We start from the raw sequence: 25,346 nt of genomic DNA on the forward strand, positions 1-25,346 counted from the left end.
TTGAATTATGAAAATACCTTCTATAAATTCATCACAAAATGTCGCCAAAGGAAGCTCTATTCAAAAAGATGTTGTGAGTGAGTTATCTCAAGTGTCTAGCGAGTTGGCAGAACTTAACCAATACAATAGAGATAAGCGAAGGGCACAGACTGCCGAAAATAATTCTCCCTATCCTACTGATCGCCCTTCACATAATCCAACACAAATTTTCGGTACAGAAAGAGAAAAAGAGTGGAAGAAAGTTAGTATCTCAAGAGAAGCGGACTTAAAGAAGGTCGATACAGAAACAGCAGCGCAAAAAGAAGAGTATATTCAAGATCTTAAAAATAAGCTTAATATTATCTAAGAAGATTTAAATATTGATTTACAAATTAATATAAAAAAAAGGCCTCTTAAGAGGCCTTTTTACTATTATGATTTCTTAGTTTTCTTCTTTTTCTTTTTCTTTTTCTTACCGGCCTTAAGCTTATATAATCCAAAGCCAACAGCTCCTGCAACGACTATGTAGATCAGATAATCAGCAGCTCCACCACCAGCACCTTTTCTTCCTTGTCTCTTATTCGCTGATATATCGAAGTCTGAGTCAGGTCCCTCAATAAGTGCACTTGCATTATCTAGAGCAGAACCACCCTTAGAAGCTTGCTTCCAAGTACCAGAATCTTTCTTCTGTCTAAACACTTTAAGAGTCTCGATAATTTTATCAAAGACTGGCTTATAAGATGCGTAGTGATCTTTAGCAACCGAGAAAGTAACGGCAATACCTAAGTCGGCCTTAACAGTTGCCATATATCTTGTATAGAATCCAGGAACTTCTGAGGCCATATGTAAGGCCTCAATCCATTGTTGATTATTAACATTTTTCTTCTTAGCGTACACAGATTCTGAAACCTGAGTCTTTCCACCTGGTAGAGTAAATGTTTTAGTTTTCTTTAAATAGGCCTGATATTGTTCTAGAGAATCTTGATTGCCTCTAATCTTTGCAGCAAGAATGATAATCGCTTCACGTTTTCTATCTTTATTAGAAGACTGACATACCCACTCAGTTCCTTCTAAGTAACAATCCCATCCAGGAGGTAGTTCAAATTGAGAGTACTGATTTGAAAATGCTTTACCCCATGACAGGTTTGTACTTAGAGCAAATAGCATGAGCAATTGTACTGATTTTTTCAGAAAAATCATGTGCGTCGTCCTTATTAAGAAATATAGTTAAACTATATATATTTTAACCTAGCTAGCTGAAATTACAAAAAAGAAAATAATTCCCTTCGTTATTTCTCAAGCCCTCTGGCGGTAAAACCAGACTTTATTGCAATTTTCTTGAATTTTTTTGATAACTTAACTATCGCCCAATCTGCGGCCAATTCCTGAACGAATCCTTGTGCCACCAATGTGTTACCGCCAAAATAATCTGTCTGATAGATATCGAATCTTTGACCTTTTTCGACATCCTGAGATAGGCCTTTATCTATCTTTAGAAATTTCCCTCTTGGAGAAACCTTTATAACAGAAGCTTCAATGTCATATTCTTTAAATTTAGAAAGTTTTCTATCTACTACAGTTTCGCCACGTGAATTCCAAGCAAGATTAACTAAAATCTCCGAACCAAGATCCGTAGAAACACCACTCATAACCTGAGCATACTTTAATCCCCAACGTGTTTTACCAAATGTTTTATACAGACCAATATACGGTTTCATATAAGATCTATTAATTGAATTGTATAAAGCTGTTTCACCTCTACCTTGAGGAGGCTTTGTTGTGGGCTCAGATGTATATGGATCAGTCCCCATGGAGTTCACGCCCTCAACGCCTGCATAGAGAGCAAAACTCTCCCATACTAAATGCCCATTTATATCGTAGACTAGCTCACTACTAAGATTATTCGGCATTCCAACATAGGCAAGAGAGCCATTAATGTGATTACCAGACAATGACTTATAAGAAAGCGTTCCTCTAGCATGATATCCACTTCCTGAGTCACCCAGAACCATTTCCCCATCAGGAATCTCAGAAGTTGTTGTGTAATCTGTATTTGTATAAAGTGTAGATTTGTAACCAACGTCAACTGAATACTTCCATCTAGTGCGAGAATCGAATTGATACTTTGCTCCCAATCTAAAACTCTCACCACCTGACTTGCTTGCTTCTAATGACGTTGACTTAACTTGTCTAAAAAGTGCTCCTAAATTAAGCTCCAGCTTTTTTGAATAACCATACCGAAAATTTAAGTCTCCCTCTAGCTTTGAAAAACCTTCATTATCTGAGAACTCAACGGCATTACCATCTACATCTACCGTCGACGAAGATGCCCATGAACCTGCCTCTAGTTCAATTTGATAACTCTTCTTATTTAGAACTTCTGCATTAGATTTTGAGATTAGGTCATTAGCAAAACTTTGCCCAGACACGAGTATGATAATTGTAGATGAAATCCATTTCATTAATTAGCTCACAAGTTAGTTTGCTAATAGGATAACTTCTTAGTCCATTTTAAACAAGATTATATAGCAATGGATTTGCTTTCCCCATTAGGTCTAGGAAAATAGATTTCAGAAACCCAGAACTCACCTTCAATTGAGAACCTGAACTCTCCATCTATGTGCTGGATAAGACTTGAAATACTCTCTAGCCCAACTCCTGAGCCTCTTTCTTTAAATTCTAAAACATTTGATTCTAAAATGATCTTACTAAGATCTTTTTCAACTTCATCACGATTATCTTTTAGAGAGAGTATCTTATTTTTTATATTTACATGGAGACCATCTTCTTCATAGGAGAAAGTGAATTCAATGAGTTTAGAATTTTGCTCAGAAATATTCTTTATGAGGTTATTTAATACTCGATAAAAAGTTGGGTAATGAACGAGAGCTCTATTTCTACTTTCAAATGAGATATCACTAGCGATATCTCCTTTGAAAACAAAGTGACAAACAATATCATCCGCATCTAAGAAATTTTCAACTAGATTGAAAAGACCCATCTTTGCAAAATCAAATTTTACATATTCATAACTATCTTGCAGATCTTTATGACCATAACCAAAGTGATCTTTGATCAAGCTTTGTAGCAGCTTAACTTCACTATGAATTCGAGTTGTGTCTAGAGCACTAATACCAACTCCATCTGAGATTTTTGATGAGAGAAAGAGATTTATCCCATGAGTTTGGTTAATAATATCATGAAAGAAGTATCTCTCCTTATTAGCAAAACTTTCTTGAAATTCTTGATGACCAGACTTAATTCTTTTAAATAGATTCTTTCTCTCTGTAAGAAAGAATTCATTTCCAAAGAAAACCGTGGTCAATGACCAGATTGTAAATATGGCCAGGAACATTCCTTCTTGAATGCTCAAAGAATGAGAACTGCTAACAGTTTGAGAGATAATAAAGAGGCTCATTCCAATGGCCATCAGGGCCCAAGACTTTCTCTCACCTCTTTCCGGGGTTCTCCCATCTTGATAAAGGAAGTAATACATTCCTGCCACACAAGGCATAACTGACACAAAGAGTGGTCCGTTAAGACCTAAATTATGGGCCAGTCCCATAAAGGAAGCAATTTGAAATACAAATAGGATTGGTAAATGCCAACTCCATGCTACTTTTTCAAGTTGGCCAGCGGCATTGGTGAAAAATAAGTAATGAACAGCAAGAAGACAGCTTGAAAAGAATTCTATGCCCTGATCGAGACCACGATAGTGAAGTCCAATCCAAAGAGCAAGACTGACAAAGAAAGACTGCACTAAGTACAGATCAATTAATTTAAATGTTCTTTGTAAGTCTCTTCTAAAGTAATTCATTAAAAAAAAGGCCTCTATATTGAGGCCTTTAATTTGTGATTACTTTACGCAGTCATAAATGGCTTTATCGCCAAGGGCCTCTTCAATTCTTAGAAGTTGATTGTATTTTTCCATACGATCTGATCTAGAAGCTGAACCAGTCTTTATATGTCCACACCCACAAGCTACAGCGAGATCAGCAATGAATGCATCTCCAGTTTCACCTGAGCGATGAGAAATAACCGCTTTGTAATTATTTTCGAAAGCTAGTCCAATTGCCTCAAAAGTTTCAGTTAAAGATCCAATTTGGTTTACTTTAACTAAAATTGCGTTGGCCCAAGACTTTTCTATACCTTCTTTTAAGATCACTTTATTCGTTACAAATAAGTCATCTCCAATAATAGCGATTTTATCACCTAAAGCTTTATTCATCAGTATCCAACCATTATAGTCGGATTCATCTAAACCATCTTCTATAGAATATATCGGATACTTTTGACATAAATCTGAGTAGTAATTAACCATTTCTTCGCTAGAATATTCCTTATTTTGCATCTTATAAGTTCCATCCTTATAGAACTCACTAGCTGCAGCATCTAATGAAATTGAGATCTCTTCACCAGGCTTATATCCAGCATTTTTTATGGCAGTAAGAATGCAATCAATGGCCTCTTCATGACTTTTTAAGTTAGGTGCAAATCCACCTTCATCACCAACATTTGTAGAGTAGTTCTTAGAGCTAAGTACTGATTTTAGAGCATGGAATGTTTCTACGCCCGCTCTAAAGTTTTCTGCAAAACTACTTTTTAAGTGTGGAACGATCATGAACTCTTGAATATCTAAATTATTTGAAGCGTGCTCTCCTCCATTGATAATATTCATCAGTGGAGTTGGAAGACTCATCTTATTTATAGGATTTGGAATAGTGAGGTTTTCTCTTAAGTATAAGTATAACTCTTTTCCTTCATCTAATGCTGCTGCTCTACAGGCCGCCATTGAAACAGCTAAAATTGCATTGGCCCCAAGCTTGGCCTTATTCTCAGTTCCATCGAGCTCTAGCATAGCGAGGTCTAATCCTCTTTGGTCTGTAACCTCTTTTCCAACAATTACTGTTTTAATGAGTTCATTAACATTTTTAACGGCATTTCTAACAGACTTACCGACAAAGTAGCTCTTATCTCCATCTCGAAGCTCTAAGGCCTCTCTAGAGCCAGTTGAAGCTCCACTTGGAACAGCTGCTCTTCCCATATTTCCTTTTTCAGTAAATACGTCTACCTCAACAGTAGGGTTTCCTCTTGAATCAAGAATTTGTCTTGCATGAATATTTGTAATCTTTGACATATTGCCCCCAAATTTAAAGAAAATTTAAGGAATTTTAACGAGTCCCTAGCAGTATTGCTAGGGTAAACTTGAGAAATCTTTGGACACAAAGCGCAGAGGAGATGAAGCTTTAGTAGTAGTAAACTCGAAGCTTGAACTCTCAGCAGTCTCATTGCCGTCCAATCCAATGAGGGAAACGACCCTACGGGCCACATATGGACATGGAGAGATTACCGCAAGGCCTGTTATGGCCTCGATTTCACGCCCGATGAGTGGATAATGAGTACATCCCAAAATAATATACTTATAGGCCGATTTATCAAAAATTGAAAACTCATCTTCGAGTGAGGCCATAAGCTCTTGCTTATCAAGCTGTGAAAAATACTTTTCTATTATTGTTGCTAGGTTCTTAGTAACAAAGTAATCCAGTTGATTAAATTTATCATACCTGAGCTTTAAATCATTAAACCTAACGCTTTTTGACATTAACTCAGTAGTAATAACGCAAGATTTATCCTCTCTAGTCCAATTAAATTTATCAATAGCATTTAAAAACGGCTCAACTCCTACAAAGCTAACACTATAGTGATCTCGTAAGTAATCGATTGCAAAAGCTGTAGCAGTGTTACAAGCAACAACGATGAGCTCTACGTCAAACTTCAAGAGTTCTTCAACAATATACTTACTTCTTTGGATAATCTCATCAGCTGATTTGCTACCATATGGTGCAAAAGCGTCGTCAGCAATATAGTAGGCCTTTAGATGAGGAGCACTTTTATGAATTTCTTTGAGAATAGAAAATCCTCCTATTCCCGAATCAAAAATACCTATACGTTGTTCTTTTTTTTGGCCCATTGAATTAATATAGCCTAATATGGTGGATTATTTCAACAAGGTTTCTATTAATGGAAAGAGTTAAGTTCAAATTACCCCAAACCCATCTATACACGACATCAATTAAATTGATGGTAATGCATATGAACTATGGGAATCATCTAGGTAATGATAGTGTTCTTAGCCTGGCCCAAGAGCTTAGGGTGAACTGGCTAAACTCCCTTGGTCATAGTGAGCTTGATGTTGATGGTATTGGTCTAATTCAAACAGATGCTATGGTTATATATAAATCAGAAGCCCATCTAGCAGATGAAATTAGAATGGATTTATATCTTGGAGATTTTAACTCAAAAGCAATGGATCTATACTGCCAATTGACAAGAATTTCTGATAACCAAGAAGTTGCCAGAGTTAAAACAGGCCTGCTCTTTTTCGATTATCAAACAAGGAAAATAGCAAGTATGAGTGAGAGTTTTTCGACATATTTAGGAAGTAGAAATGTTTAAGTTCTTTAAATCCAAAGAAGATAAATTTAATCAATTTGTAAACGACATCCAATTAAAAGATCTCAAATGCTTTGCTTTAAATATTTCTAATACAATGAGTGCAATGTGGGACTTCCCGGACACTAAGTTAGCTCTAGAAATTAAAGAGAACAAAATAACATTCACACAGGGTGATAGAAATACTTTTACAACTCCAATTGATGAGTTTAAGCAAAAGGTCCTACTACTCATTCAACAATCCCTGCTCTATCAGTTTGAAAGCTCTAAGGAGCAAATTCACCGCTTTCCAAATATTACAACACCTCAAGAAGGAGAGCTAAAAGGAGAAGAGTGGATAAAGGTCACTAGTAAAGTTCTTAAAGAGTCCTACTTAAAGGCCAGTAAAGAAGATAATCTTATAGTTGAAGGGTCAGTATTTATTGGAATGATTAATAGCAGTGAGTTCTCTATACGTTTTCAATCATATAACTTAGATTATAACTATATCTTTAAAGATAGTGGACTTCTCAATATACATATTTACGATGATAAGAATAAGCAAAGAGGTTCATCGAAAGAAGCATCATATATTGGTGAATTTCGAAATAATAGACACATACTTCTCGATGAGTTACTGCAAGTCATAAGCGAACTTATAAAGAAGTCAGAGTTTAGAATTTTTTCGTAATCGTGAGTCCAATATGACTTTGAGGTTCAATTTTACGAGACTGGCTTTGAGTAAAGTACGCATCTTCTTTTTCATACTCTAAAGACATACCAATTGAAGGCTCAATTCTCCAAGAACTAACCTCTATAGGAAATTTAACATTTACTCCCGTTCCATGCTGATTAGTTCCTTGATTTTCAACTGAGGCCTCTGCCCACATTGATACAATAAACCAAGGGTTGTCTTCATCACCGTCAAAGAGCTTATTGCTATTTAAGTCAATCTCACCTCTTGCCTTAACAAAGGAATCTTCCATGTCTAATACGTTAACTCCCGCAGTAAATTCAGCTCTGGTACGACACTTCCAATTACCAAGATCACTTAACCATTCCTTACCCACTCCACCATATAGAGTTAAATCGACATCATTTTTCATGAAATCTTGGTTAGTGTATTGAATAACATTATTATTTTCATATAATCCGTGCCAAGCATCTTGAAGAGGACCTGCTACAGAACCATCATCAGTTAATTGCTGAAGCTCAAATCCAGAGATAACGTATGTATTAGTACCTTCAATATTTCTTAGTAACTTTAAATCTAGACGATTTCTCTCTAATTGGTCTTGCAAGAACTTATTGTCGCCATCAATATAGAAATAACCCGAACCTGGACTAGTTTCTCTCATCTGAGTGAAAATTTCAGACTCGTAAGAAATTTGCAACTCACCTTTAGAGCCTACTGCCTTAAAGTCTAGATTAATTCCAAAAGTTCTACCACGATCGTTTCCATCTAATTCAGGCGAAGCTATATTTCTCCAAAGACCATGTAAGTGATTGTCATTAGTTGTATCTAATCCAAAAGAAATCTCTTCAATCTCTCCTAAGAGACTAAAGTCATTCCAATACTTATCTTCATTACTTGGAGTAAGTTTAAATATATCCTCATCTGAAAGCTTCATATTATTAGGAAGCTCACATTCGCAGTAAATTTCTTGGGTCTTTTTTGCAGGAGCTGCTTTTTTCTTTTGAGAAATATCTTTAGAATTCTTTAAGCAATCTTCTTTAATCTCTTCGCTAATAATTTTCTGAGCTGTTCTACCTATTTCAAGTGAGGCCTTAAGAAGGTCTTCTTCTGAAGCCCCTTTTAGTGAGTTATCAAAATCAGAATTAAGGTAATTAAATAACTTAGTCTTTTGTTTATCATCTAGGCCATAGTCCGAAATGGCCATAGCGGCGCTACGAATATCAGATCTACTCGTTACTGGAATGAAGTGAACTAATTTGTCGTTTAGATAGACATTGTGTCCACGACCATCAATAGGTGCAACCTTCAACTGCTGAGACCTAACACTGAAAACGATATCTTCAGCTGCGACGGACTGACATAGTATTAAAACTAAGATTAACTTTAAAAATTTCAATTTTGACCTCTCTACCTATTTCAACCTATCGGTATCCGAGGATTTTAATTGAGTAAAAAAGTTCACTAATACGTATTATTAGACACTTAGGTATTACTTTATAGCTAACAGAGTATGTAAATAATACAATCGGAATGCATCGCGTCACTAATTTAGATAAAATCAGTCAAACAATTTTTATTAGAATTTATAGATTGGAGAACATCGTGAAGAAGAAATTACTCATTCCATTATTGCTAGGTGGATTAACATTAAGTGCACAGAGTTTTGCTCAAGAAGATGATGCTGGCCTATTAGGAGAGGATTTTAAAATTGAATATGATGCTGAAATAAACACCAATGTTGTTGATTCAAAGCATGATTCTTCGGGTGTAAATCTAAATGGATCATACGTTTCTCTTTCAGTTGAATGGAAAGAAAAAATAAGAATGGTTCTTACCGGAAAACTAGAAGAACTTTTTCAAAATAATAAAGTAGAATTCAATGATGATTTCGATGTTGAAAAATTTGTTGAAGAGGCCTATATCGAAATCAGAGAAGTTGGTGGAACTCCAATCGCAATAATTGTTGGTAAGCAACCAATCCCATTTGGTCAAAATGTTCAGGCCATGCCTATGTTTGCGAGCAATCCTCTTGCGAATCTACAAGAAATTGATGAAGTCTTTGGTCTAACAGTAGATCTTACAGAAGGTCTATTAGGATTATTTGATCAAGTAGAGCTCTCGACTTTTGAGACAAGGGCCGGTGATCTTGAAATTGGTAGAATTGATGGGATGTCTATCAGAATGAGTAAGATGTTAACTGAGCAGTGGCTCTTAACTCTTTCACATGCCGAACTAGGAAATAATCACTTAAATAGTGGTGAAGAAAGAAGAACAAGTGTTGGTCTAATTGGTGAGACGGAAGATGGAAGTCTTGTCGGATGGGTTGAAGGAATCCTTTTTTCAAATAACCCAGAGTATCCAAATTCAAAATTTGCAATAACTGTTGGTGGACAATATCAAGTATCAGAGTCAACGGCAGTGGTTGTTGAGTATAACTACATACAAGATGAGATGCATGAAATTGGAGCAGGAGTTAAAACTGAACTAACAAGAAACCTATCAGTTGGAGCAGAAGTTCGTTATAGAGATTATGTAACAGACAGAGATAACGATGTCCTTTTTGGAATCGTTTTCACTTATAAGTTTGGTAACACAGGATATAGTGAAAATGAAAATTACCTCTTTGGTAGTGAAGAATAATTAAACCTTGCCCAGCTTCAGGCTGGGCCATTGAGGAGAAGAGTATGAAGAAAATCGCCACAATCCTTATAGTCCTTCTTAGCTTTTGTAGCGCCACGGCAGTGGCGTCCCAAAAAAGACTTGTCGCCTGGACAGTCGCGAGCTTTGGAAGAGAAGCCATCACTAACTTTGATGTTGAAAAATACGTTGAACAGACTCAAATAAGTGATGCCATGAAAGCGGCACTATACAAACAGGCCGAAGGTGATTTTCAAAAGTATTCAGACCTTAAGTCTCAAGTCATTCAAAAATATTTTAAAAAAGGCGCCTCTCAATTAATCTATGCGAAGCTAATGGAGAGGCAACATAATGCAAATCATTCAAAGAAGAGAGTTGCATTTAAAACAAGTGAGCGTGAATTCTACGACAAAGTAGAGCAAACTGAAGATAAGGTTTTAAAAGAGCTCTTAGATACGAGAATTGGTATTGTAAAAGCAAGACAAAAGTATGGTCAATTTCTAATATCACAGAACTACCCTCACAAATCATCAGAAAGTGCCTCTGAAGTGTATTGGCGCTGGTATGAAGATCAAAAAAGTCGAATCAAGACTGAGTTCTACTTAAGAGAAGTCAAAAATTATGAAGCATACGTTTCATTAAAGAATGAGAGATACTACTTTGAGTCCCCTGTTGCAGTTCACGATTTCTATAATGAAGTAAAAGAAGATATAGAACAGAATTTGGCCACAAAGAAACTAGATAATGCTCAGTTATATAAACTAATGTCAAACAACAAAAAGTGGTCGATACTAATCAAAAGTGTAACTAACTCTCAATTAAGTCATTCTACTGTAAAAGAGCTTTCGCAAGATAAGTTGCTAACTAATAGTGCAATTGAGGCGATTGACTTTGCCCTTTCTAAAGAAGACGATATTAGAAGCTATAGTGCTAAAGCGCTTCAGCTAAAAAAGAAATACCAAGATCTATCTATTCTAGAGAAGAAATCAAAAGACTACTTAGCTAAATTCATTCAAAACAAGAATGATCATACCAGCTACATGTTAAGTTTACTATTTAAGCTGGCTTCAAAAATTTCAAATAATGAGTTAAACACTAATCTTCATGACACATTATTAGAGAATTTACTGACAACAACAAGAGCATTTAAACAAGACTTACTAAAATCAGATTCAGATTCAACTCTTGAAAAAGAGTTAGAAACAAGACTTCTTAGTAGTATCGAATATAGCTCACTTGATGATTTAGAAAGAGCTTATGCGGAACTTCTTATTTTCTCTATAAAATTTCAAGTTAAGAAATATACACTTACAACCGTACATCCTGTAAGAGTTCACTTAAATGAGTACAAAGATATAAATCTACATCGTAAGGTAAGAAGCTTTTTAAAGTACGAATGGATGCAAAAAGAGTACAGAGATTTCGTAAAAGAGAATCTACTTTGGAAAATTGATTACCTAACAATTAGACTTGACGCTGAAACTTACTTAACAGGTAGAGATGCCCAAGAGTTCTTACTTGGTAAAGAATTAGTTGATTCTTTATAAAAATTTAAAATAAGTATTTTCTTCTTTAAAAAGTTGAGTATAATAATTTTATGTTAGTAGATATTGATATAGATAAATTCAGCATGTCCTATCTTTTGAAGTACAAAGTAGAAGACTTTCAAAAGCCGGAAGACTACAAGATGGCAGTTACAATTGTAACTTGTTTCTCAAATGACTATGATCTCGATCCTGAATTAGATAATAATGACATGCGAGAAATTGTTGAAAAAACAATTGAGTTAGAAAAAGACTTCTTCACCTTTGAAATTAACGAAGATGGAATCGAAGTAGATATATAGAACCCAATACAAATTTTAAGATTAGAATAAACAGGGATAATATATCCCTGTTTTACTTTGATTCTAGGCCGCTGCCTTTTTTAACTCTTTAAGCCAATCAGGTGCTAAGAAATTACTCTTTGGAAATGGTAGTTTATTAACAACTATATCTTCAAAGAAAGTTGGAACGTAGTTACAAGGAACCATCTCACCAATATACTTTCCTGTTTCAGGATCTTTTCCTGTTTGTACCCAACGGAAAATATCTTTACTTATATAATTACCATTATTATCAAGCCCAATTATCTCAGAGATATGGGAGGTTCTACGTCCACCATCATGATATCTACTACATTGAACAACTATCTGCATTGCTGAACCAACCATTTTTCTAACAGCGTCTGGAGGTATTTTTGTATCTCCCATCAAACATAGTGTCTCAAGTCTAGTACAAGCATCTTCTGGATTATTAGCATGAACAGTTCCCATACTTCCATCGTGACCAGTATTCATAACCTGAATAAGATCTAGGGCCTCTTCACCCCTAACTTCACCAACAATTATTCTATCTGGTCTAAGTCTCATTGAACTAATGACAAGATCTCTAATCGTTACTTCAGTTGTCCCTTTAGTTGGATCTGCTTTTCTTGTTTCGAAGTTAACAACATGTTCGGCCTTAACTTGTAGCTCTGCCGCATCTTCAATAATAATAAGTCTCTGTGTTTTTGGAATTCTTGATCCTAGAACATTAAGCATTGTTGTTTTACCAGAACCTGTCCCCCCGGAAACAATTAAGTTCTTACCAAGATAGATACAAATATCTAGAAATCTAGCTGCATCTTTTGAAAGAGAACCAAATTTAACAAGATCAGTAATCGTTAACTTTTCTTGAGAAAATTTTCTAATGGCCACAGTTGTACCATTCTTTGACATTGGAGGTAGAACTGCATGAATCCTAGAACCGTCTGGAAGTCTCGCATCCAGTCTCGGATTGTCGTCATCAAATACTCTTCCAACAGATTGAGCAATTGCTCTCATTGCTGAAATAAGTGCATCTTCATTGTGAAAAGTATTTGGAACTTTGAAAACAAGCCCTTTTTGTTCCACAAAGATTTCTTGTGGCCCATTGATCATAACCTCAGAAACAGACTCATCCGAAAGCAAATCAGCAATCGGAGCAAGAAAAGAAGAAATAGCATCATTAAATACTGATGAAGACATTGTTACCCTTTTAAATTACTCGTCTCTAGGACGCCATATTTTTATACGCTTCTCTGAAGCGATCTCTCTTTTTATTCTTTCACGTCGCTCTACAGGATGTTCCCGAACAACGATTCTTCCCTTCACTCCACCGGCAGGACAGTTAAACTCGTGAACCCCTGGCTTAGTAAAGAACACAACACTTTCAGAAATTTCACCTTGATTAACAGGCAAAAATATATTCTTATCTGGCATAGTAAAACAGCTAGGCTTAGTGGTAGTGGATGTAATAAAGAGCTTTATCTTTTCGCCACTAAAAGCGTGAATAACGTTTGGATAATATCCAGAGTCAGAGACAATGATTGACTGCTGTCTTACAGGATTTTGATATTTTTCCCCTTGAAGATAGGTATCTTCAATAGAAAAAACATTAATCGAAAATATAAGAGCAATTAGTAAAATTTTGTTCAAAATACGACCCTCGTTTAGTTTATTATCGACTAAAAAGGTTAAATACTTTAATTTAAGTGGCCTATGCCTATATTCAAATACTTATGCATTAGAGAAGTGCCCCGTATTTTGGTGTTTCATCTATAACCTTGGCCGTATACCAACAAGTTGGAATAACCTTGAGACCATTTTCAAGAGCAAAATCTAGAACAAACACTGTCAGAACTTTCGCCAATCCCTGACCTCTTAAATTGTCAGGAGTGTAGGTTCTTTGAATATCCATCTTTCCATCCAAACTAAATTCATATAAGAGCTCACACTCTCCATCACCTACTTCAAGAACAAATTTTTTTTCATCTTCTCTATGTTTTATATTTTTCATGCACTTTCTTTGTTTTTCATATTCTTAAGTAGACTACCAACCTTTCTAACTGGAAATATTTCATTATAACTTTTTACTTCCACAGGGCTAATTCTACGATACAGATGAGAGCGATTAAGTTTACTTGGATGTGGTGTCTTTGAAGCACATAGTAATTCATGAACACTATCAATTGTACTCTTGTGATAATTTGCAACACGTACACCCTTATCGTCAGGATCAAGCCCTTTGGCCAATGAAGGGTCTTGAGTAGCAACACCTGTTGGACATTTATTATTATTACATAGCAGGGCCTGAATGCATCCCAGGGCAAGCATCATGCCACGAGCACTATAACAAGCATCAGCACCAAGTGCTATGGCCTTAATAATATCAAAACCAGTTAGAATTTTACCACTAGCTAAAATCTTTAAATCATCTCTTAGATCATATCCCCTGAGAATATTATTAACTTTGATAAGTCCTTCTTTAAGAGGAGTACCAACTGAGTCCGAAAACTCAACAGGCGCAGCTCCTGTTCCACCTTCAGAACCATCAATAGTGATAAAGTCTGGCTTAATTCCTGTCTCCACCATTTGCTGACAGAGATCGTGAAATTCTAGTCTAGAACCAAAGCACAGCTTAATTCCAATAGGCTTTCCTCCAGAAAGACTACGAAGCTTTTTAATAAAGTGAAGTAGCTCGAAGTTATTTTTAAATGCTTTATGACAGGCCGGAGATTCGACAGTAGTCCACGGAGTAACGTCACGAATAGCAGCAATTTCTTCAGTATTCTTACCACCTGGAAGTATTCCCCCATGACCTGGCTTCGCACCTTGAGACAGTTTGATTTCAATCATTTTTACTTCTTCTCTACTAGATCTTATTTTGAATTTTTCAGAGTCAAAATTTCCATCTTCAGTTCTACAGCCAAAGTATCCAGTTCCAATTTGCCATATGAGATCTCCACCATGCTTCAAATGATACGGACTAATTGAACCCTCTCCTGTATTATGGGCAAAGTTTCCTAGCTTGGCCCCTTTATTTAGGGCCTCGATGGCCGTATTGCTCAAAGCTCCAAAACTCATGGCCGAAACATTTAGTAAACTTAGGGAGTAGGGCCTTTTACAATCTTTTCCACCAATATTAACTCTTAAATCTTCATGAGAAATCTCATCAAGTCCTAGTGGGTACATACTATGATTAATCCACTCATGCCCTTCAGCATATACATCGTCTTGAGTTCCATACGGTTTTGTTGCCAATGAATTCTTGGCCCTTTGATAAACAACGGAGCGTTTTACACGATTAATAGGAGTTCCATCAATATCTGATTCAATGAAGTATTGATAAATCTTGGGTCTAAGCTCTTCCATCCAATATCTCATTCTTCCAAATAGTGGATAGTTTCTTCTTATAGATTGCTTCTTTTGCAGTATATCAGCGTAACCAATAAATAAAATGGGTGCTACAAAGACAATAGAAATATAGAAGAGACTTCTAAAGTAAATAAAAGCTGCCACCTCAAGTAAGGCCACAACTAGGGATACGAAGATAAACTCTCTTCTCATAAAATACTCCATTATATACTTTTATTTACTGCTTTTCGTCCAATGAGTAATAACCTTAATAGAGCAAGTATAATTTAAGGTAAATATTTGTGCGTTGCTATCCGATGATTTCTTAAATTACAGAACAGAAAATATAAAAACACTCAAAATTGGTGCAATTAATCTCATCAAATTGCTGACAAATGTACCAATGATGTTTAAGCTACAAAAAATTTAAGATTAGGAAGAACCATGGAAGCATTTAAGATTATCTACTCAGTTCTAGGCGGGCTTGGAATATTTTTCTACGGAATGAAGAATATGTCTGAATCACTACAGTCTGTTGCAGGAGATGTTGTTAAAAATACTATTAGTAAAATAACGACAAATAGAATTTCTGCAGTAGGAGTTGGGATTATCGTTACGATGCTCGTGCAAAGCTCTTCAGTTACAACCGTTATGGTAGTTGGCTTTGTTAACGCAGGTCTTATGAATCTTGCCCAGGCCATAGGTGTGATCTTTGGTGCAAATATTGGAACAACTATCACAGGCTGGATCATTTCAATAAAGATTGGAAAGTACGGATTACTTCTCATCGGAATGGGTATCTTTCCGCTCTTATTTGGAAAAACGAATAAGACCAGACAAATTGGCCGCATGTTCTTTGCAATAGGTATGATCTTCTTTGGACTAAAAATCATGTCTGATTCATTTAAGCCTCTTAGGTCAATGCCTGAATTTTTAGATATGATCTCCTACTTTTCAGAGCAGAACTACGGTTCATACTTTGCTTGTATTGTAGTTGGTTGTATTTTAACAATGGTTATTCAGTCATCATCTGCAATGCTGGGAATAACAATCGCTCTAGCAAGTACTGGCGTTATACAATTTCATACAGCAGCAGCTCTAGTTCTCGGTGAAAATATCGGAACAACAATTACCGCCTTATTAGCTAGTGTTGGGGCAAATATCACGGCCAAAAGAGCGGCAAGGGCCCATGCTATTTTCAATATGTTCGGTGTAATAGTCGTCTTTGCCTTCTTCCCTCTTTACGTCACATTTATTGACTGGGTAGTTCCGGGAGCAAGTAACTTAACAAATGAGGCCGGTGAATATGTAAATATTGCTGTTCATATAGCTACTGGTCATACAATTTTCAATGTGACTGCTACAATTTTATTCATTCCTCTATTAAATGTTCTAGCAAATGTTGTAACCAAGATAACACCAGATCATGGACAAAAAGAACAGCATCACCTTGTCATGCTAGGTGATCCAAGCACAATGATTCCTGCGACTGCCCTTGCCCAAGCACAGGCCGAGATCATGAAAATGAGAGACGTCGTAGGAAGACAGTATAAACTGGCCGAGGAAATTTTCTTAAATTCAACTAGTGAAAATATGTCAGAACATATTATCAAGTGTAAGCACTACGAAGATATAACTGATAATATGCAAAAAGAGATAACCGTGTTTATCGTAAAACTTATGGTAAGTCCTCTAAGTGAGCATGAATCAGAATTAGCAAGATCAGTTCTTAAAGAGGCCGATGAGCTTGAGAGTATCTCTGATTATATTGATAGACTTGTAAGTTACACGGAAAGAACACCTATTAAAGATATTTTAAAAGACGATGCAAAGGTAGATTTTGAAGACTTCTTCAATAGTGTCAAATCTTACTATGACTTAGTTTCAAAACAAATCCTTTCTAATACTGTTGATAAGGCCGTCATTCAGAGAACTTCTGAAGAGTTACGACTTAGAGCGGAAGTCATAAGAACAAATCATTTAAAAAGAGTATCCTCTGGTACATATGACGCTCTTTCTGCTTTGACTTATTCAGATATGATTGTGGCCCTTAGAAAAATTAGAAGCCACACTCAAAATGCAGCTGAAGCACATGTCTAAACTAATTTATCCCTAAGAGAGTTAGTCCTCTTTCTTAGGGAGTTTCGAATTTTGTTCATCTAAACCAATAGCACGAAGATCTTTGTCTAATTGTGCGTTAGCACTTTTAATTGGATCTGCTCCAAGATCTAAGGGGACAATATTTCGTCTTTCTAGATCTTTATAGTCCTCAGCTGAACCTACTTTAGAAAAGTCATTATGAAATTCGTCACCTATTTTCCACGGCTCTATATCAACTTGTACCTTTTGTTGCTTGCTTTTTTTCTTAGAAATAGATGGCCCAATAAAGAGGGCCACAACAGCTCCAATAACCATAAATCCTAGCAATACTCTCCTTTCGGAATGAGAATAGAAATCCGCACTCATAAAATAAAAGAGGATCAAAAATGAATAGATAGAAGCAAATACTTTGAACATTAGACTACTGGTCTTAGTTTAACTTCATCTAAAACAGAGTTAAAGTGAGTTAGGAGCTTATCTTGATCGATTGACTCTCCATAGATTAAGTACTGTGAAGGCAACAAAGTAAAATCAAACTTCTTTACTTCATCCTTAGTTGTAGTCATAGAATTTTCATAAACAAGCTTCTTAATTTTAAATTGATAATTAAGTTGAAGATCATTTGCAGATAAGCTCATGCTTAATTTAAAAGACGAAATAGAGCTATATTCTTTATTAGCGGGGATATTTAAAGTGTATTCTAGTGTATCTTTTTTAGACTTTATAGATTTAGTTTGAAATCTAAGAAAGTTCTCTAAAATCTCAACTATTTTAGAAAACTTCTGGGATGGTCGCACTTGTAAGATAAGATGCTGTCCTGATAATAAATCATCCTTAGGTGCACAAACTAAGTACATTCCAGTGGACTTTTCTGTAATAAGACAATTCTGATCAAGCTCAAAATCAAATTGGTTATTTTCATAATTTGTAAAAAGAAGATGACTAACAACTTCAAGGCCTTTAGGATCTGCAAGCTTTATTTTCTTTGCATTTCCTTTACATAGGAAAATGCCATAACTAGAAAGGTCAAAGTTTTCGTCAGAGTGATTTTTAACTTTGACACTTCCTTTTAAGGAATCACCTTGTGACCATTCATCACCTTCAATATCAATTGCAAATTCAAGAGGTCTGTTAAAGTATGTTGATTTCATATCTTCCTTCAAAAAAAAAGGGCCAAAGCAATTGCTTTGGCCCCGATCAAAAATAAAACTTAAAGATTTGAGTTTACGAAATCCCAGTTTACAAGATTCCAAAATGCTGTGATGTAGTTAGGACGTGCATTTCTATAATCAACATAGTAAGCGTGCTCCCAAACATCAATAGTAAGAAGTGCTTTCTTACCGTGCTTCATTGGAATATCAGCATTAGCTGTGTTAAAGATCTCTAGGTTTCCACCATCTTCAACTAACCAAGTCCAACCTGAACCAAAGTTTGTTGCTGCTGCATTTGTGAAGTCTTCTTGAAATTTTTCAAAAGATCCCCATTTTGCATTGATCTTATCAGCAATTGCACCTGTCGCTGCACCACCTGCATTTGGAGCAAGACAATTCCAGTAAAAAGTGTGATTCCAAACTTGAGCTGCATTATTAAAAAGTCCACCCTCAGACTTCATAATGATATCTTCTAGAGACATTGATTCATACTCTGTACCAGGGATTGCAGCGTTTAGCTTAGTTACGTAAGCATTGTGATGCTTTCCATAGTGAAAACTAATTGTTTCAGCTGTAATGTGTGGCTCAAGAGCATTATCTGCCCAAGGAAGTTTTGGTAATTCATGTGCCATTGTAGACTCCTTTCTTATTATCAGTTTTTATAAGTATCACTACTATAGCTTTAAACGTGCCCAAGACCAAGCGAATCTGGTTAGATTGTCCATATATTGACATTAGGTCATTATAGGGCCAAATTTATTCTCAATATTGCCCATATATCGACAAAAGGATATTTATGAAGAAGAAATTACCTGAGTTAAACTCTTCAATCTCGTATATTTCAAGAAATGTAAAAGCACTTCGTGCAAAGCGTAACTATACTCAGGCCCAACTTGCTAAGCTTGCAGGACTGCCAAGAACGACCCTTACTAATATAGAATCGGGCGAAGGGAATCCTTCCCTGTCCAATATAATTAAACTAGCAAACTCTCTAAATGTCAGTATCGATTTACTTGTCTCGGCCCCAAGGCCCTCAACTGTACTTATAAAAGAAGATGACCTGCCAAAAGAAATTAAAGGCCCAGCATTTATTACTAAGATACTTCCAGATACTATTAAAGATTTAGATATAGATCGAGTTAGTTTAAAGAGAAATGAAACTTTTAAAGGTACCCCTCACCTAAATGGTACAAGAGAATATATGACGGTTATTTCAGGAGAAGTTATCGTAAGATTTAATGGAGAGAAGTATCATTTAAAGAAGAATGACCTACTAGCATTTCCAGGAGATGTTCACCACTCATATCAGAATCCACTTAGTGTGGATTCCACATATATGAGCATTATTGTTGCAGGTTAAGAGTTGATAGAAAAATTAGTGGATATTAAATCTCTTAAGATAATTCTTCCCCTCATCATGAATAATGATACTTGCAACTCCATTCACAATATTAAAAAATTTAATTTTAGGTTTTACAAACTTTCTATCAAAGTTAATTCTAGCCGTTTGCGCACCATTAACTAGAGATGAAACTCCGCCCTTATTAACGCTCTCTAAAGAAAGACCATTATTATCATTACTAAGATAGTAAATATGATTATCGTCGTTGAAGAATAGCTCATTTTCAACAAATGGTCGCTGCAGAGGCTTTTTACCATTAAAGTAACTCGCAAGCTCACCACTATTACTATCAACTAAATAAGTGTCATAGAATCTCTTATTTTCGCTCATAGAGTACTCGCTAGTTACAAAAAGAAGATCATCATTCATTGAACTCAACCTCGCAATAGACATTACATACTTATCACCACCAACAACATCAATATTTCCATCAGGGCCAGAAGTTGCATTATCAAATGCAATTGAAGGGTTTTCGCTAAGATCAAGGTCAAACTTCATAAGTTCTAATAGGTTTTCAGATTTATTATCAGACCATAAACCACTTACATAAAAACTATCTTTATGAAAAAGAACCTTACCCAGTCGATCTTTTGCATTTGCATGAAGAGGAACGCTCTGACTAGTCAAAAGCTTAGACGCTAAACCAAACTTTGAAAGATTTAGGCTATTATTTTTAACACTATGTAAATAAACTGATGCCCTATTATAAAAGGCCCTATTAAATGAACCTTTAAAGCTGGCAAAGTAAGACAAGTCTCTTACATTTGCATTGAGAACACCAATTGCATAATCACCAGTTTCAGAAGAACAAGTAGTTTTCTTAAATGGACAATTTGTTGACACAGACATTTTCTTATAAACTATGATTGAAATATGTTCATCAAGATCCATACTAATGATTGTCCAGTACTCACCATCTTTAGTTGGTAAGAAGCTATTCCCATTGAAGTGATTATCAAAAATCTGAGAGTGTGTAACTTTACCTGTTGTCAAATCAATTGACTGAACTTTAAAGATAGAGTTCCCTAGAACTAGATTATTAGTGCTATTGCTAGTATCTTGTACTATTTTTCCACCAGACATCTTTATTCTAAAGTCCTTAACGTAGCTAAATTGAAATAAGGTATTTCTTTTTTGCATATAATAACTATTCTCATCTACTTGCACTTTAGACATATCTTGAATAAGGGATGAACTAAAAGGAATCTCATTAAGCTCAAATTCATTGGTAATTGTATGAGAATCAATAACGAGAGATGAAGGCGCTTTATAAGATGTATCAGTTGGCGCAGTCTTAGAAACCTCGGCCACAGGTTGCGACGGTGCGAAAATTTCGTTTGGACCACAGCTTGTGATAATTAAAAGTGCTATAAAAAACAAGTATTTCATTGAAACTCCAATTAATGATATAAGTGGTTAGTCTGATAGTATGAGAAATACTACTAAAGTTCAACAAAAAGGAAGTTACAGGTACTCAGCACATGAGGTGTCAAAATTTATATCAAATGACAGGAACTGATGGCGATTTTTTGAGAGGAACTAACTTTTTTCCAATTTTTGGAAATGAGAGAATCGTTTTACCATCACGCGTCTTAAAACTTATTTTTGTCTCATCACAATCACTAGGAGTAGGAATACTCAACTGAATGTAGCGTTTAGTGTACTGTGAACTCTTCTTAGACTCTAAGGACCCCTTGATCATCAACTGCTTGTTTTTAACTTCGAAATTAGTTTTGCCATCATCGGCAAAAACTCCATTTATAACAAGTTCTCTACTATCATCTAGTTCTTTCCATTCATAGAGTGAACTTGAAAGATGCATCTGGTCGAGCTGTCTCAACTGATTAAAGAAATTCTTCTCAAAGAGTCTTTCGTACTCTCCAAATTGATCATGGTCAAAATCATTAACATCATCAAGCATCTTCTCAAACATTCTTTCATATTTTTTAATCATATCTTGTGGTGAGAGCAGATCATCTTGCGCTAACAAGTTACTATTGAATAAAAAAATGACAAGAAAAATAAAGCTATACTTCATTAAACCCCTCAACAATTTTATCTACCTTAGAGGCGAAAACAAAATCGCTTTCAACTAGTTCAGAAATCTTATGAGTCCATATTTCTACATCTAGCTTACCAAAGCCTATGGTCAGTACAGGATGATGCCACTGTTCATGTGCTAGCTGTGCGATTGCTTTTGCAATCTCCATGCTAGAATTAAAATCCTTCGTCTCAATTTCCCTTTTTAAATGAGTAAATTGATTAGAGAAATACCAACTCCCATGAATGAGCGACTTCAATCTTTCTTTTTCATTTTTATTTAAGGGAGCAACAGTGCCACTACAAGGAATACACTGTTTATTATGTAATTCAGTCATAGTTCATTATAGCATAAAATGAGTTTTAATTTTCGTCAAGACCACCGTAAAGTGACTTACACGTATAACCCTGAGCAGTTAACTTCTTTACTAACTCTAGACTTCTCTTTCCCTTAGCACACACAAAGGTATAACTTTCCTGCTTAGATAGATCACTGACCCATTGGTCAAATTCTGAAAGTGGGTAATTTTTAAGGCCAAAATCTTTGGTTTTACACTCATCTAATTCTCTAATATCAATAATATTTGAGTTTTTACTATTTAGACTAAGAACTTCAAACTGACTAAGCTCATGATAGTTTTCATAATCAATAGAAGTGATATGTGCATGGTCACTGCAAAGTGGGCAGTCAGAATTTTTAGACCATCTAACTCTTTGCATGTCGAGATTAAGTAAATTTATTGTATGAGTAAATCCATTGGTTGAGCACTCGCCAATAGATGTAATAAGCTTAATAACTTCCATGGCCTGCATAGAGCCAAAAACCCCTACCACAGCACCAACGATCCCCGACTGCTGACAATTAGAGACACAGTTATTATCAGGAGTCTTAGGCCATAAACACCGAAGACAGGCCCTTGCTTGTTTTAAACTTCTATAGTCAAAAACTTGCAATTGTCCTTCATATTGGTAAACAGAAGCTTGAACCAGTGCTTTATTTAATAGCCAACAACAGTCGTGCAAAAGAAATTTAGTAGAAAAATTGTCACAACAATCAACAACAATATCGAATTCAGCTAAAATCTCCTTGGCATTGTCTGGAGTAATCTTCTCTCGAAGAGAATCAACTCGAATGAAAGGATTTTGAGCTACAAGGGCTTCTTGTAAAACTGAAGATTTAAACTTTCCGACATCTTCACAAGTAAAGCAGACCTGTCTATTAAGATTGCTATATTCAACCTTATCAAAGTCACAAATTGTAATCTGCCCAACTCCGCCAGCAGCAAGATAAGTTCCAACAGGATGTCCAAGCCCTCCGGCCCCTACAATAAGAACACGACTATTCTTTAAAAGGTCTTGTCCCTTATTTCCAATTTCTTTTAAATATATCTGCCTACTATAGAGCTGATCTTCAGTCATAATAAATTATGCTTCCATATGATGATGGGAATGAGTTTCACTACCATGTGAATGTTTAGCACATTGGTGACAGGCCACCCACTCTGGCGACTTATCGATATAGTGCTCTTTTTTCCAAATAGGTACTCTGGCCTTAACTTCATCAATAATAAATTGACAGGCCTTAAATGCTAGCTCTCGGTGACTTGTACTTACAGCAACCCAAACTGCTACATCACCAATTTGCAAATGCCCAACTCTATGAACACAGTAAGCATGATGAAAATCAAAGAGCTCCTTTGCTTCATCAATAATCTTCTGTCCTTCTTTAATCGCCATGGCTTCATAACTTTGATACTCAAGAGAAGAGACCTTATGTCCTTCGTTATGATTTCTTACACGTCCATCAAAGAATACAATTGCTCCGGCCTTATCATCTTCAACTTTAGAAATAAGTTCATCATGAGTAATTTTTCTACTGGTCATTTCAAACATTTTAACCTCCCGCCACTGGTGGAATTAAGGCGACTATATCAAGTTCATTAAACTTCGCATCAAAAGAGGAATATTCTTCATTGATTGCGACTTTAAGATTTTTCTTATCTATCTGTAGCCCATAGAGATTCGTCAGCTCCTCAAAAAGTTCGTGAGTATTAGTAGAGTTAGTCTCAAGAAGCTCTTCACTCTTGCCACAGGCCTCTCTAATGGCCGCAAAGTATTTCATCTGTAATTTCAATTTGAATCTCCTGCAAGTTCAGATAATGCTACCTGATATTCTTTAGGGGTATTTATATTATTAAGTGATTTCTTATTTAAAGGGGTAAGTAATTCAATATGAGAGTTCATTAAAACTTTTCTTGGACAAGGCTTACCTTGCAGAAGGTAATTTCCTAATCGAACCTTGGCCTTTGGCTCATAGATACTGCAAAGAGGTTCTGGCCATTTTCTTTCGTCGTTATGAAAACAGCTAGCAAGCCTAAAAGGGTTTCTTCTCTTTAATAGATCATTAATGGTCTGATCATTAATGAAAGGCATATCACAAGCAACGACTAGCCATGCTACATCCGAATTAAATTCAAAGGCACTTAGTAAACCGCCAGTTGGCCCATAATCAAGAAACTTATCTTTGATCGTCTCAAAATTAAAGTCATATTCGCTTTGACTATCTCGACATGAAATATAGGTTTTTTGAAGTTTAGAGTCGAGTAACTCATAGAGGTACTCAACTTGAGATTTTCCATGATAAACCAACTTGCCCTTATCGCTACCCATACGAGTTGATTTTCCTCCCCCAAGAACAAGTCCATACACTGGTGTATTTTCAATAATTTCTGCAAAGAAGTTTGATAAGAAATTTAATATTCCAGATAGGTCATCCCGGTGAAAATAAGGAAGATCACCTATTTCAATAGGTCTATCATTACTTAATCCTACAACTGCAAGCAATGACAGAGATTCATTTGAGCGATATTCTTGTAAAAGAGCTCTATCTTCATCACTGCCTGTGTAAATGAAAACTTTTCTCAGTAAGCTCAACTTATGGCCTTCAATAATAACTGTATCGCAATCAAGATATAGGTTTTTCAAAAAGAATCTATCTTCAATAGGGTTACTAATGAAGGCAAATTCTGTATCTGAGTTAATTGATACTTGGAACGCTCCCGACTTCTTGGCAATGTAGGTGTCTTTTCCCTCTTTATCCATCTCAAAGCGATGAGCATCATGCTTAATATAGCCGACTCTCCTAGATTTTGATAATTCAGTAATCATTTTTGAGATAAGTGTAGTCTTTCCACTTCCAGAGTATCCACAAACACAAATTTCAAAAGGATGAATCAGATAGTTATTTTTGAAAGTCACTCTTACCACCTGTTTTCTTTACTAAATGACAATTTTGAATTTTCATCTCATGTCCAAAGGCCTTACACATATCATATATAGTGAGTGCAGCAATTTGCGCTCCCATAAGGGCCTCCATTTCAACTCCAGTCTTACCGGATGTTTTACAAAGACACTCAATAACCGCACACTCTCCGACTAGTTCTATATCTACTTTAGAACCTTCAATATTAATCTGATGACAAAAAGGAATGAGTTCACTCGTTTTCTTCAGTCCCATAGTGGCGGCGATGATCGCCGTTTGAAATACTGGTCCTTTTTTGGAAATGATATCGCCATCACAAAACTGATCACGAATAACTTTTGGAAGCCAAACTTCGCTACGAGCAACAGCAGTTCTACTTGTTATCGTTTTGTCTGAAACATCAACCATACAAGGTTCCCCTGCTTCATTTATATGAGTAAAATGAGACATCA

The 25,346-nt window shown here is 35.8% G+C and carries 29 protein-coding genes; 8 read left to right on the forward strand and 21 right to left on the reverse strand.

Going from position 1 to position 25,346, the window contains the following annotated elements; genetic code table 11:
• Window positions 1-7: 7 nt before the first annotated feature.
• Window positions 8-346 carry a hypothetical protein gene (locus tag DPQ89_RS07750; protein WP_127716357.1) on the forward strand — a complete coding sequence of 113 codons (339 nt, stop codon included), beginning with the start codon at window positions 8-10 and terminating at the stop codon, window positions 344-346.
• A gap of 65 nt (window positions 347-411) precedes the next feature.
• Here DPQ89_RS07750 and DPQ89_RS07755 read toward each other — a convergent pair whose 3' ends face one another.
• The 5 genes from DPQ89_RS07755 to DPQ89_RS07775 all read right to left on the reverse strand — a co-directional run bounded on the left by DPQ89_RS07755 (window position 412) and on the right by DPQ89_RS07775 (window position 5,950).
• Window positions 412-1,179, reverse strand: coding sequence for a hypothetical protein (locus tag DPQ89_RS07755; RefSeq protein ID WP_127716358.1), 768 nt, complete (start codon window positions 1,177-1,179; stop codon window positions 412-414).
• 89 nt (window positions 1,180-1,268) lie between these two features.
• The gene (locus tag DPQ89_RS07760) at window positions 1,269-2,441 is read right to left on the reverse strand and encodes a hypothetical protein (RefSeq protein WP_127716359.1); all 1,173 of its coding nucleotides are present in this window, start codon (window positions 2,439-2,441) and stop codon (window positions 1,269-1,271) included.
• Between the two features lie 59 nt (window positions 2,442-2,500).
• The gene (locus DPQ89_RS07765) at window positions 2,501-3,796 is read right to left on the reverse strand and encodes a GHKL domain-containing protein (protein ID WP_127716360.1); all 1,296 of its coding nucleotides are present in this window, start codon (window positions 3,794-3,796) and stop codon (window positions 2,501-2,503) included.
• A gap of 39 nt (window positions 3,797-3,835) precedes the next feature.
• The gene (gene eno / locus DPQ89_RS07770; protein WP_127716361.1) at window positions 3,836-5,116 is read right to left on the reverse strand and encodes a phosphopyruvate hydratase; all 1,281 of its coding nucleotides are present in this window, start codon (window positions 5,114-5,116) and stop codon (window positions 3,836-3,838) included.
• Between the two features lie 57 nt (window positions 5,117-5,173).
• Complete coding sequence (locus DPQ89_RS07775; protein ID WP_127716362.1) at window positions 5,174-5,950, reverse strand: glutamate racemase; 777 nt, start codon at window positions 5,948-5,950, stop codon at window positions 5,174-5,176.
• 50 nt (window positions 5,951-6,000) lie between these two features.
• Here DPQ89_RS07775 and DPQ89_RS07780 point away from each other — a divergent pair, with 50 nt between their 5' ends.
• Complete coding sequence (locus tag DPQ89_RS07780; protein WP_127716363.1) at window positions 6,001-6,435, forward strand: thioesterase family protein; 435 nt, start codon at window positions 6,001-6,003, stop codon at window positions 6,433-6,435.
• On the forward strand, window positions 6,428-7,102 hold the full coding sequence (locus DPQ89_RS07785) for a hypothetical protein (RefSeq protein WP_127716364.1): 675 nt from the start codon (window positions 6,428-6,430) through the stop codon (window positions 7,100-7,102). The genes DPQ89_RS07780 and DPQ89_RS07785 overlap by 8 nt, the downstream gene beginning before the upstream one ends.
• On the opposite strand, the gene DPQ89_RS07790 is transcribed toward DPQ89_RS07785, so the two are convergent.
• Entirely contained in the window at window positions 7,086-8,504 is a 1,419-nt protein-coding gene (locus DPQ89_RS07790; RefSeq protein ID WP_127716365.1) for a hypothetical protein, read from the reverse strand. The genes DPQ89_RS07785 and DPQ89_RS07790 overlap by 17 nt on opposite strands.
• 206 nt (window positions 8,505-8,710) lie before the next feature.
• On the opposite strand from DPQ89_RS07790, the gene DPQ89_RS07795 reads away from it, so the two are divergent.
• Genes DPQ89_RS07795 through DPQ89_RS07805 form a run of 3 tightly spaced genes read left to right on the forward strand, consistent with a single transcriptional unit; the run spans window position 8,711 to window position 11,591 of the window.
• Window positions 8,711-9,748, forward strand: coding sequence for a DUF5777 family beta-barrel protein (locus tag DPQ89_RS07795; protein ID WP_127716366.1), 1,038 nt, complete (start codon window positions 8,711-8,713; stop codon window positions 9,746-9,748).
• 44 nt (window positions 9,749-9,792) lie between these two features.
• Window positions 9,793-11,292 (forward strand): hypothetical protein, encoded by a 1,500-nt coding sequence (locus tag DPQ89_RS07800; RefSeq protein WP_127716367.1) that lies wholly within the window; start codon window positions 9,793-9,795, stop codon window positions 11,290-11,292.
• Between the two features lie 50 nt (window positions 11,293-11,342).
• Window positions 11,343-11,591: a hypothetical protein gene (locus tag DPQ89_RS07805; RefSeq protein WP_127716368.1), complete on the forward strand. Its 249-nt coding sequence runs from the start codon at window positions 11,343-11,345 to the stop codon at window positions 11,589-11,591.
• Between the two features lie 63 nt (window positions 11,592-11,654).
• On the opposite strand, the gene DPQ89_RS07810 is transcribed toward DPQ89_RS07805, so the two are convergent.
• The 4 genes from DPQ89_RS07810 to DPQ89_RS07825 form a co-directional block, all read right to left on the reverse strand.
• A complete protein-coding gene (locus DPQ89_RS07810; protein ID WP_127716369.1) occupies window positions 11,655-12,791 on the reverse strand; it encodes a CpaF family protein in 1,137 nt (378 codons plus the stop codon).
• Between the two features lie 15 nt (window positions 12,792-12,806).
• A complete protein-coding gene (locus tag DPQ89_RS07815) occupies window positions 12,807-13,241 on the reverse strand; it encodes a cupredoxin domain-containing protein (protein ID WP_164848304.1) in 435 nt (144 codons plus the stop codon).
• An 88-nt stretch (window positions 13,242-13,329) separates the two neighbouring features.
• Window positions 13,330-13,602 (reverse strand): GNAT family N-acetyltransferase, encoded by a 273-nt coding sequence (locus DPQ89_RS07820; RefSeq protein ID WP_127716371.1) that lies wholly within the window; start codon window positions 13,600-13,602, stop codon window positions 13,330-13,332.
• Window positions 13,599-15,152, reverse strand: coding sequence for an FMN-binding glutamate synthase family protein (locus DPQ89_RS07825; RefSeq protein ID WP_127716372.1), 1,554 nt, complete (start codon window positions 15,150-15,152; stop codon window positions 13,599-13,601). Before DPQ89_RS07825 ends, DPQ89_RS07820 begins: the two co-directional genes overlap by 4 nt.
• 231 nt (window positions 15,153-15,383) lie before the next feature.
• Here DPQ89_RS07825 and DPQ89_RS07830 point away from each other — a divergent pair, with 231 nt between their 5' ends.
• Entirely contained in the window at window positions 15,384-17,039 is a 1,656-nt protein-coding gene (locus DPQ89_RS07830; protein ID WP_127716373.1) for a Na/Pi cotransporter family protein, read from the forward strand.
• A gap of 21 nt (window positions 17,040-17,060) precedes the next feature.
• Here the strand turns inward: DPQ89_RS07830 and DPQ89_RS07835 are convergent, their stop codons facing one another.
• The 3 genes from DPQ89_RS07835 to DPQ89_RS07845 form a co-directional block, all read right to left on the reverse strand.
• Window positions 17,061-17,366, reverse strand: a complete 306-nt coding sequence (locus DPQ89_RS07835; protein ID WP_127716374.1) for a hypothetical protein — start codon at window positions 17,364-17,366, stop codon at window positions 17,061-17,063.
• Window positions 17,367-17,455: 89 nt separating this feature from the next.
• Window positions 17,456-18,190, reverse strand: a complete 735-nt coding sequence (locus DPQ89_RS07840; RefSeq protein ID WP_127716375.1) for a hypothetical protein — start codon at window positions 18,188-18,190, stop codon at window positions 17,456-17,458.
• A 59-nt stretch (window positions 18,191-18,249) separates the two neighbouring features.
• Window positions 18,250-18,822 (reverse strand): superoxide dismutase, encoded by a 573-nt coding sequence (locus DPQ89_RS07845; RefSeq protein WP_127716376.1) that lies wholly within the window; start codon window positions 18,820-18,822, stop codon window positions 18,250-18,252.
• A gap of 164 nt (window positions 18,823-18,986) precedes the next feature.
• On the opposite strand from DPQ89_RS07845, the gene DPQ89_RS07850 reads away from it, so the two are divergent.
• Entirely contained in the window at window positions 18,987-19,550 is a 564-nt protein-coding gene (locus DPQ89_RS07850) for a helix-turn-helix domain-containing protein (protein WP_127716377.1), read from the forward strand.
• Between the two features lie 15 nt (window positions 19,551-19,565).
• Here DPQ89_RS07850 and DPQ89_RS07855 read toward each other — a convergent pair whose 3' ends face one another.
• From DPQ89_RS07855 to moaC, 8 genes are all read right to left on the reverse strand, one after another.
• The gene (locus DPQ89_RS07855) at window positions 19,566-20,981 is read right to left on the reverse strand and encodes a hypothetical protein (protein WP_127716378.1); all 1,416 of its coding nucleotides are present in this window, start codon (window positions 20,979-20,981) and stop codon (window positions 19,566-19,568) included.
• Window positions 20,982-21,093: 112 nt separating this feature from the next.
• Window positions 21,094-21,630, reverse strand: coding sequence for an Hsp20/alpha crystallin family protein (locus DPQ89_RS07860; RefSeq protein WP_127716379.1), 537 nt, complete (start codon window positions 21,628-21,630; stop codon window positions 21,094-21,096).
• Window positions 21,620-21,970 carry a 4a-hydroxytetrahydrobiopterin dehydratase gene (locus DPQ89_RS07865; protein WP_127716380.1) on the reverse strand — a complete coding sequence of 117 codons (351 nt, stop codon included), beginning with the start codon at window positions 21,968-21,970 and terminating at the stop codon, window positions 21,620-21,622. The genes DPQ89_RS07860 and DPQ89_RS07865 overlap by 11 nt, the downstream gene beginning before the upstream one ends.
• Window positions 21,971-21,995: 25 nt before the next feature.
• Complete coding sequence (locus DPQ89_RS07870; protein ID WP_127716381.1) at window positions 21,996-23,051, reverse strand: HesA/MoeB/ThiF family protein; 1,056 nt, start codon at window positions 23,049-23,051, stop codon at window positions 21,996-21,998.
• 6 nt (window positions 23,052-23,057) lie between these two features.
• Window positions 23,058-23,525, reverse strand: a complete 468-nt coding sequence (locus DPQ89_RS07875; protein ID WP_127716382.1) for a molybdenum cofactor biosynthesis protein MoaE — start codon at window positions 23,523-23,525, stop codon at window positions 23,058-23,060.
• Between the two features lies 1 nt (window position 23,526).
• On the reverse strand, window positions 23,527-23,766 hold the full coding sequence (locus DPQ89_RS07880; RefSeq protein WP_127716383.1) for a MoaD/ThiS family protein: 240 nt from the start codon (window positions 23,764-23,766) through the stop codon (window positions 23,527-23,529).
• Window positions 23,763-24,890, reverse strand: a complete 1,128-nt coding sequence (gene mobB / locus DPQ89_RS07885; protein ID WP_164848305.1) for a molybdopterin-guanine dinucleotide biosynthesis protein B — start codon at window positions 24,888-24,890, stop codon at window positions 23,763-23,765. The genes DPQ89_RS07880 and mobB overlap by 4 nt, the downstream gene beginning before the upstream one ends.
• Entirely contained in the window at window positions 24,874-25,344 is a 471-nt protein-coding gene (moaC, locus tag DPQ89_RS07890; protein WP_127716385.1) for a cyclic pyranopterin monophosphate synthase MoaC, read from the reverse strand. Before moaC ends, mobB begins: the two co-directional genes overlap by 17 nt.
• Between the last annotated feature and the right edge of the window lie 2 nt (window positions 25,345-25,346).

Source organism: Halobacteriovorax sp. HLS (genome assembly GCF_004006665.1).
Lineage (GTDB): Bacteria > Bdellovibrionota > Bacteriovoracia > Bacteriovoracales > Bacteriovoracaceae > Halobacteriovorax.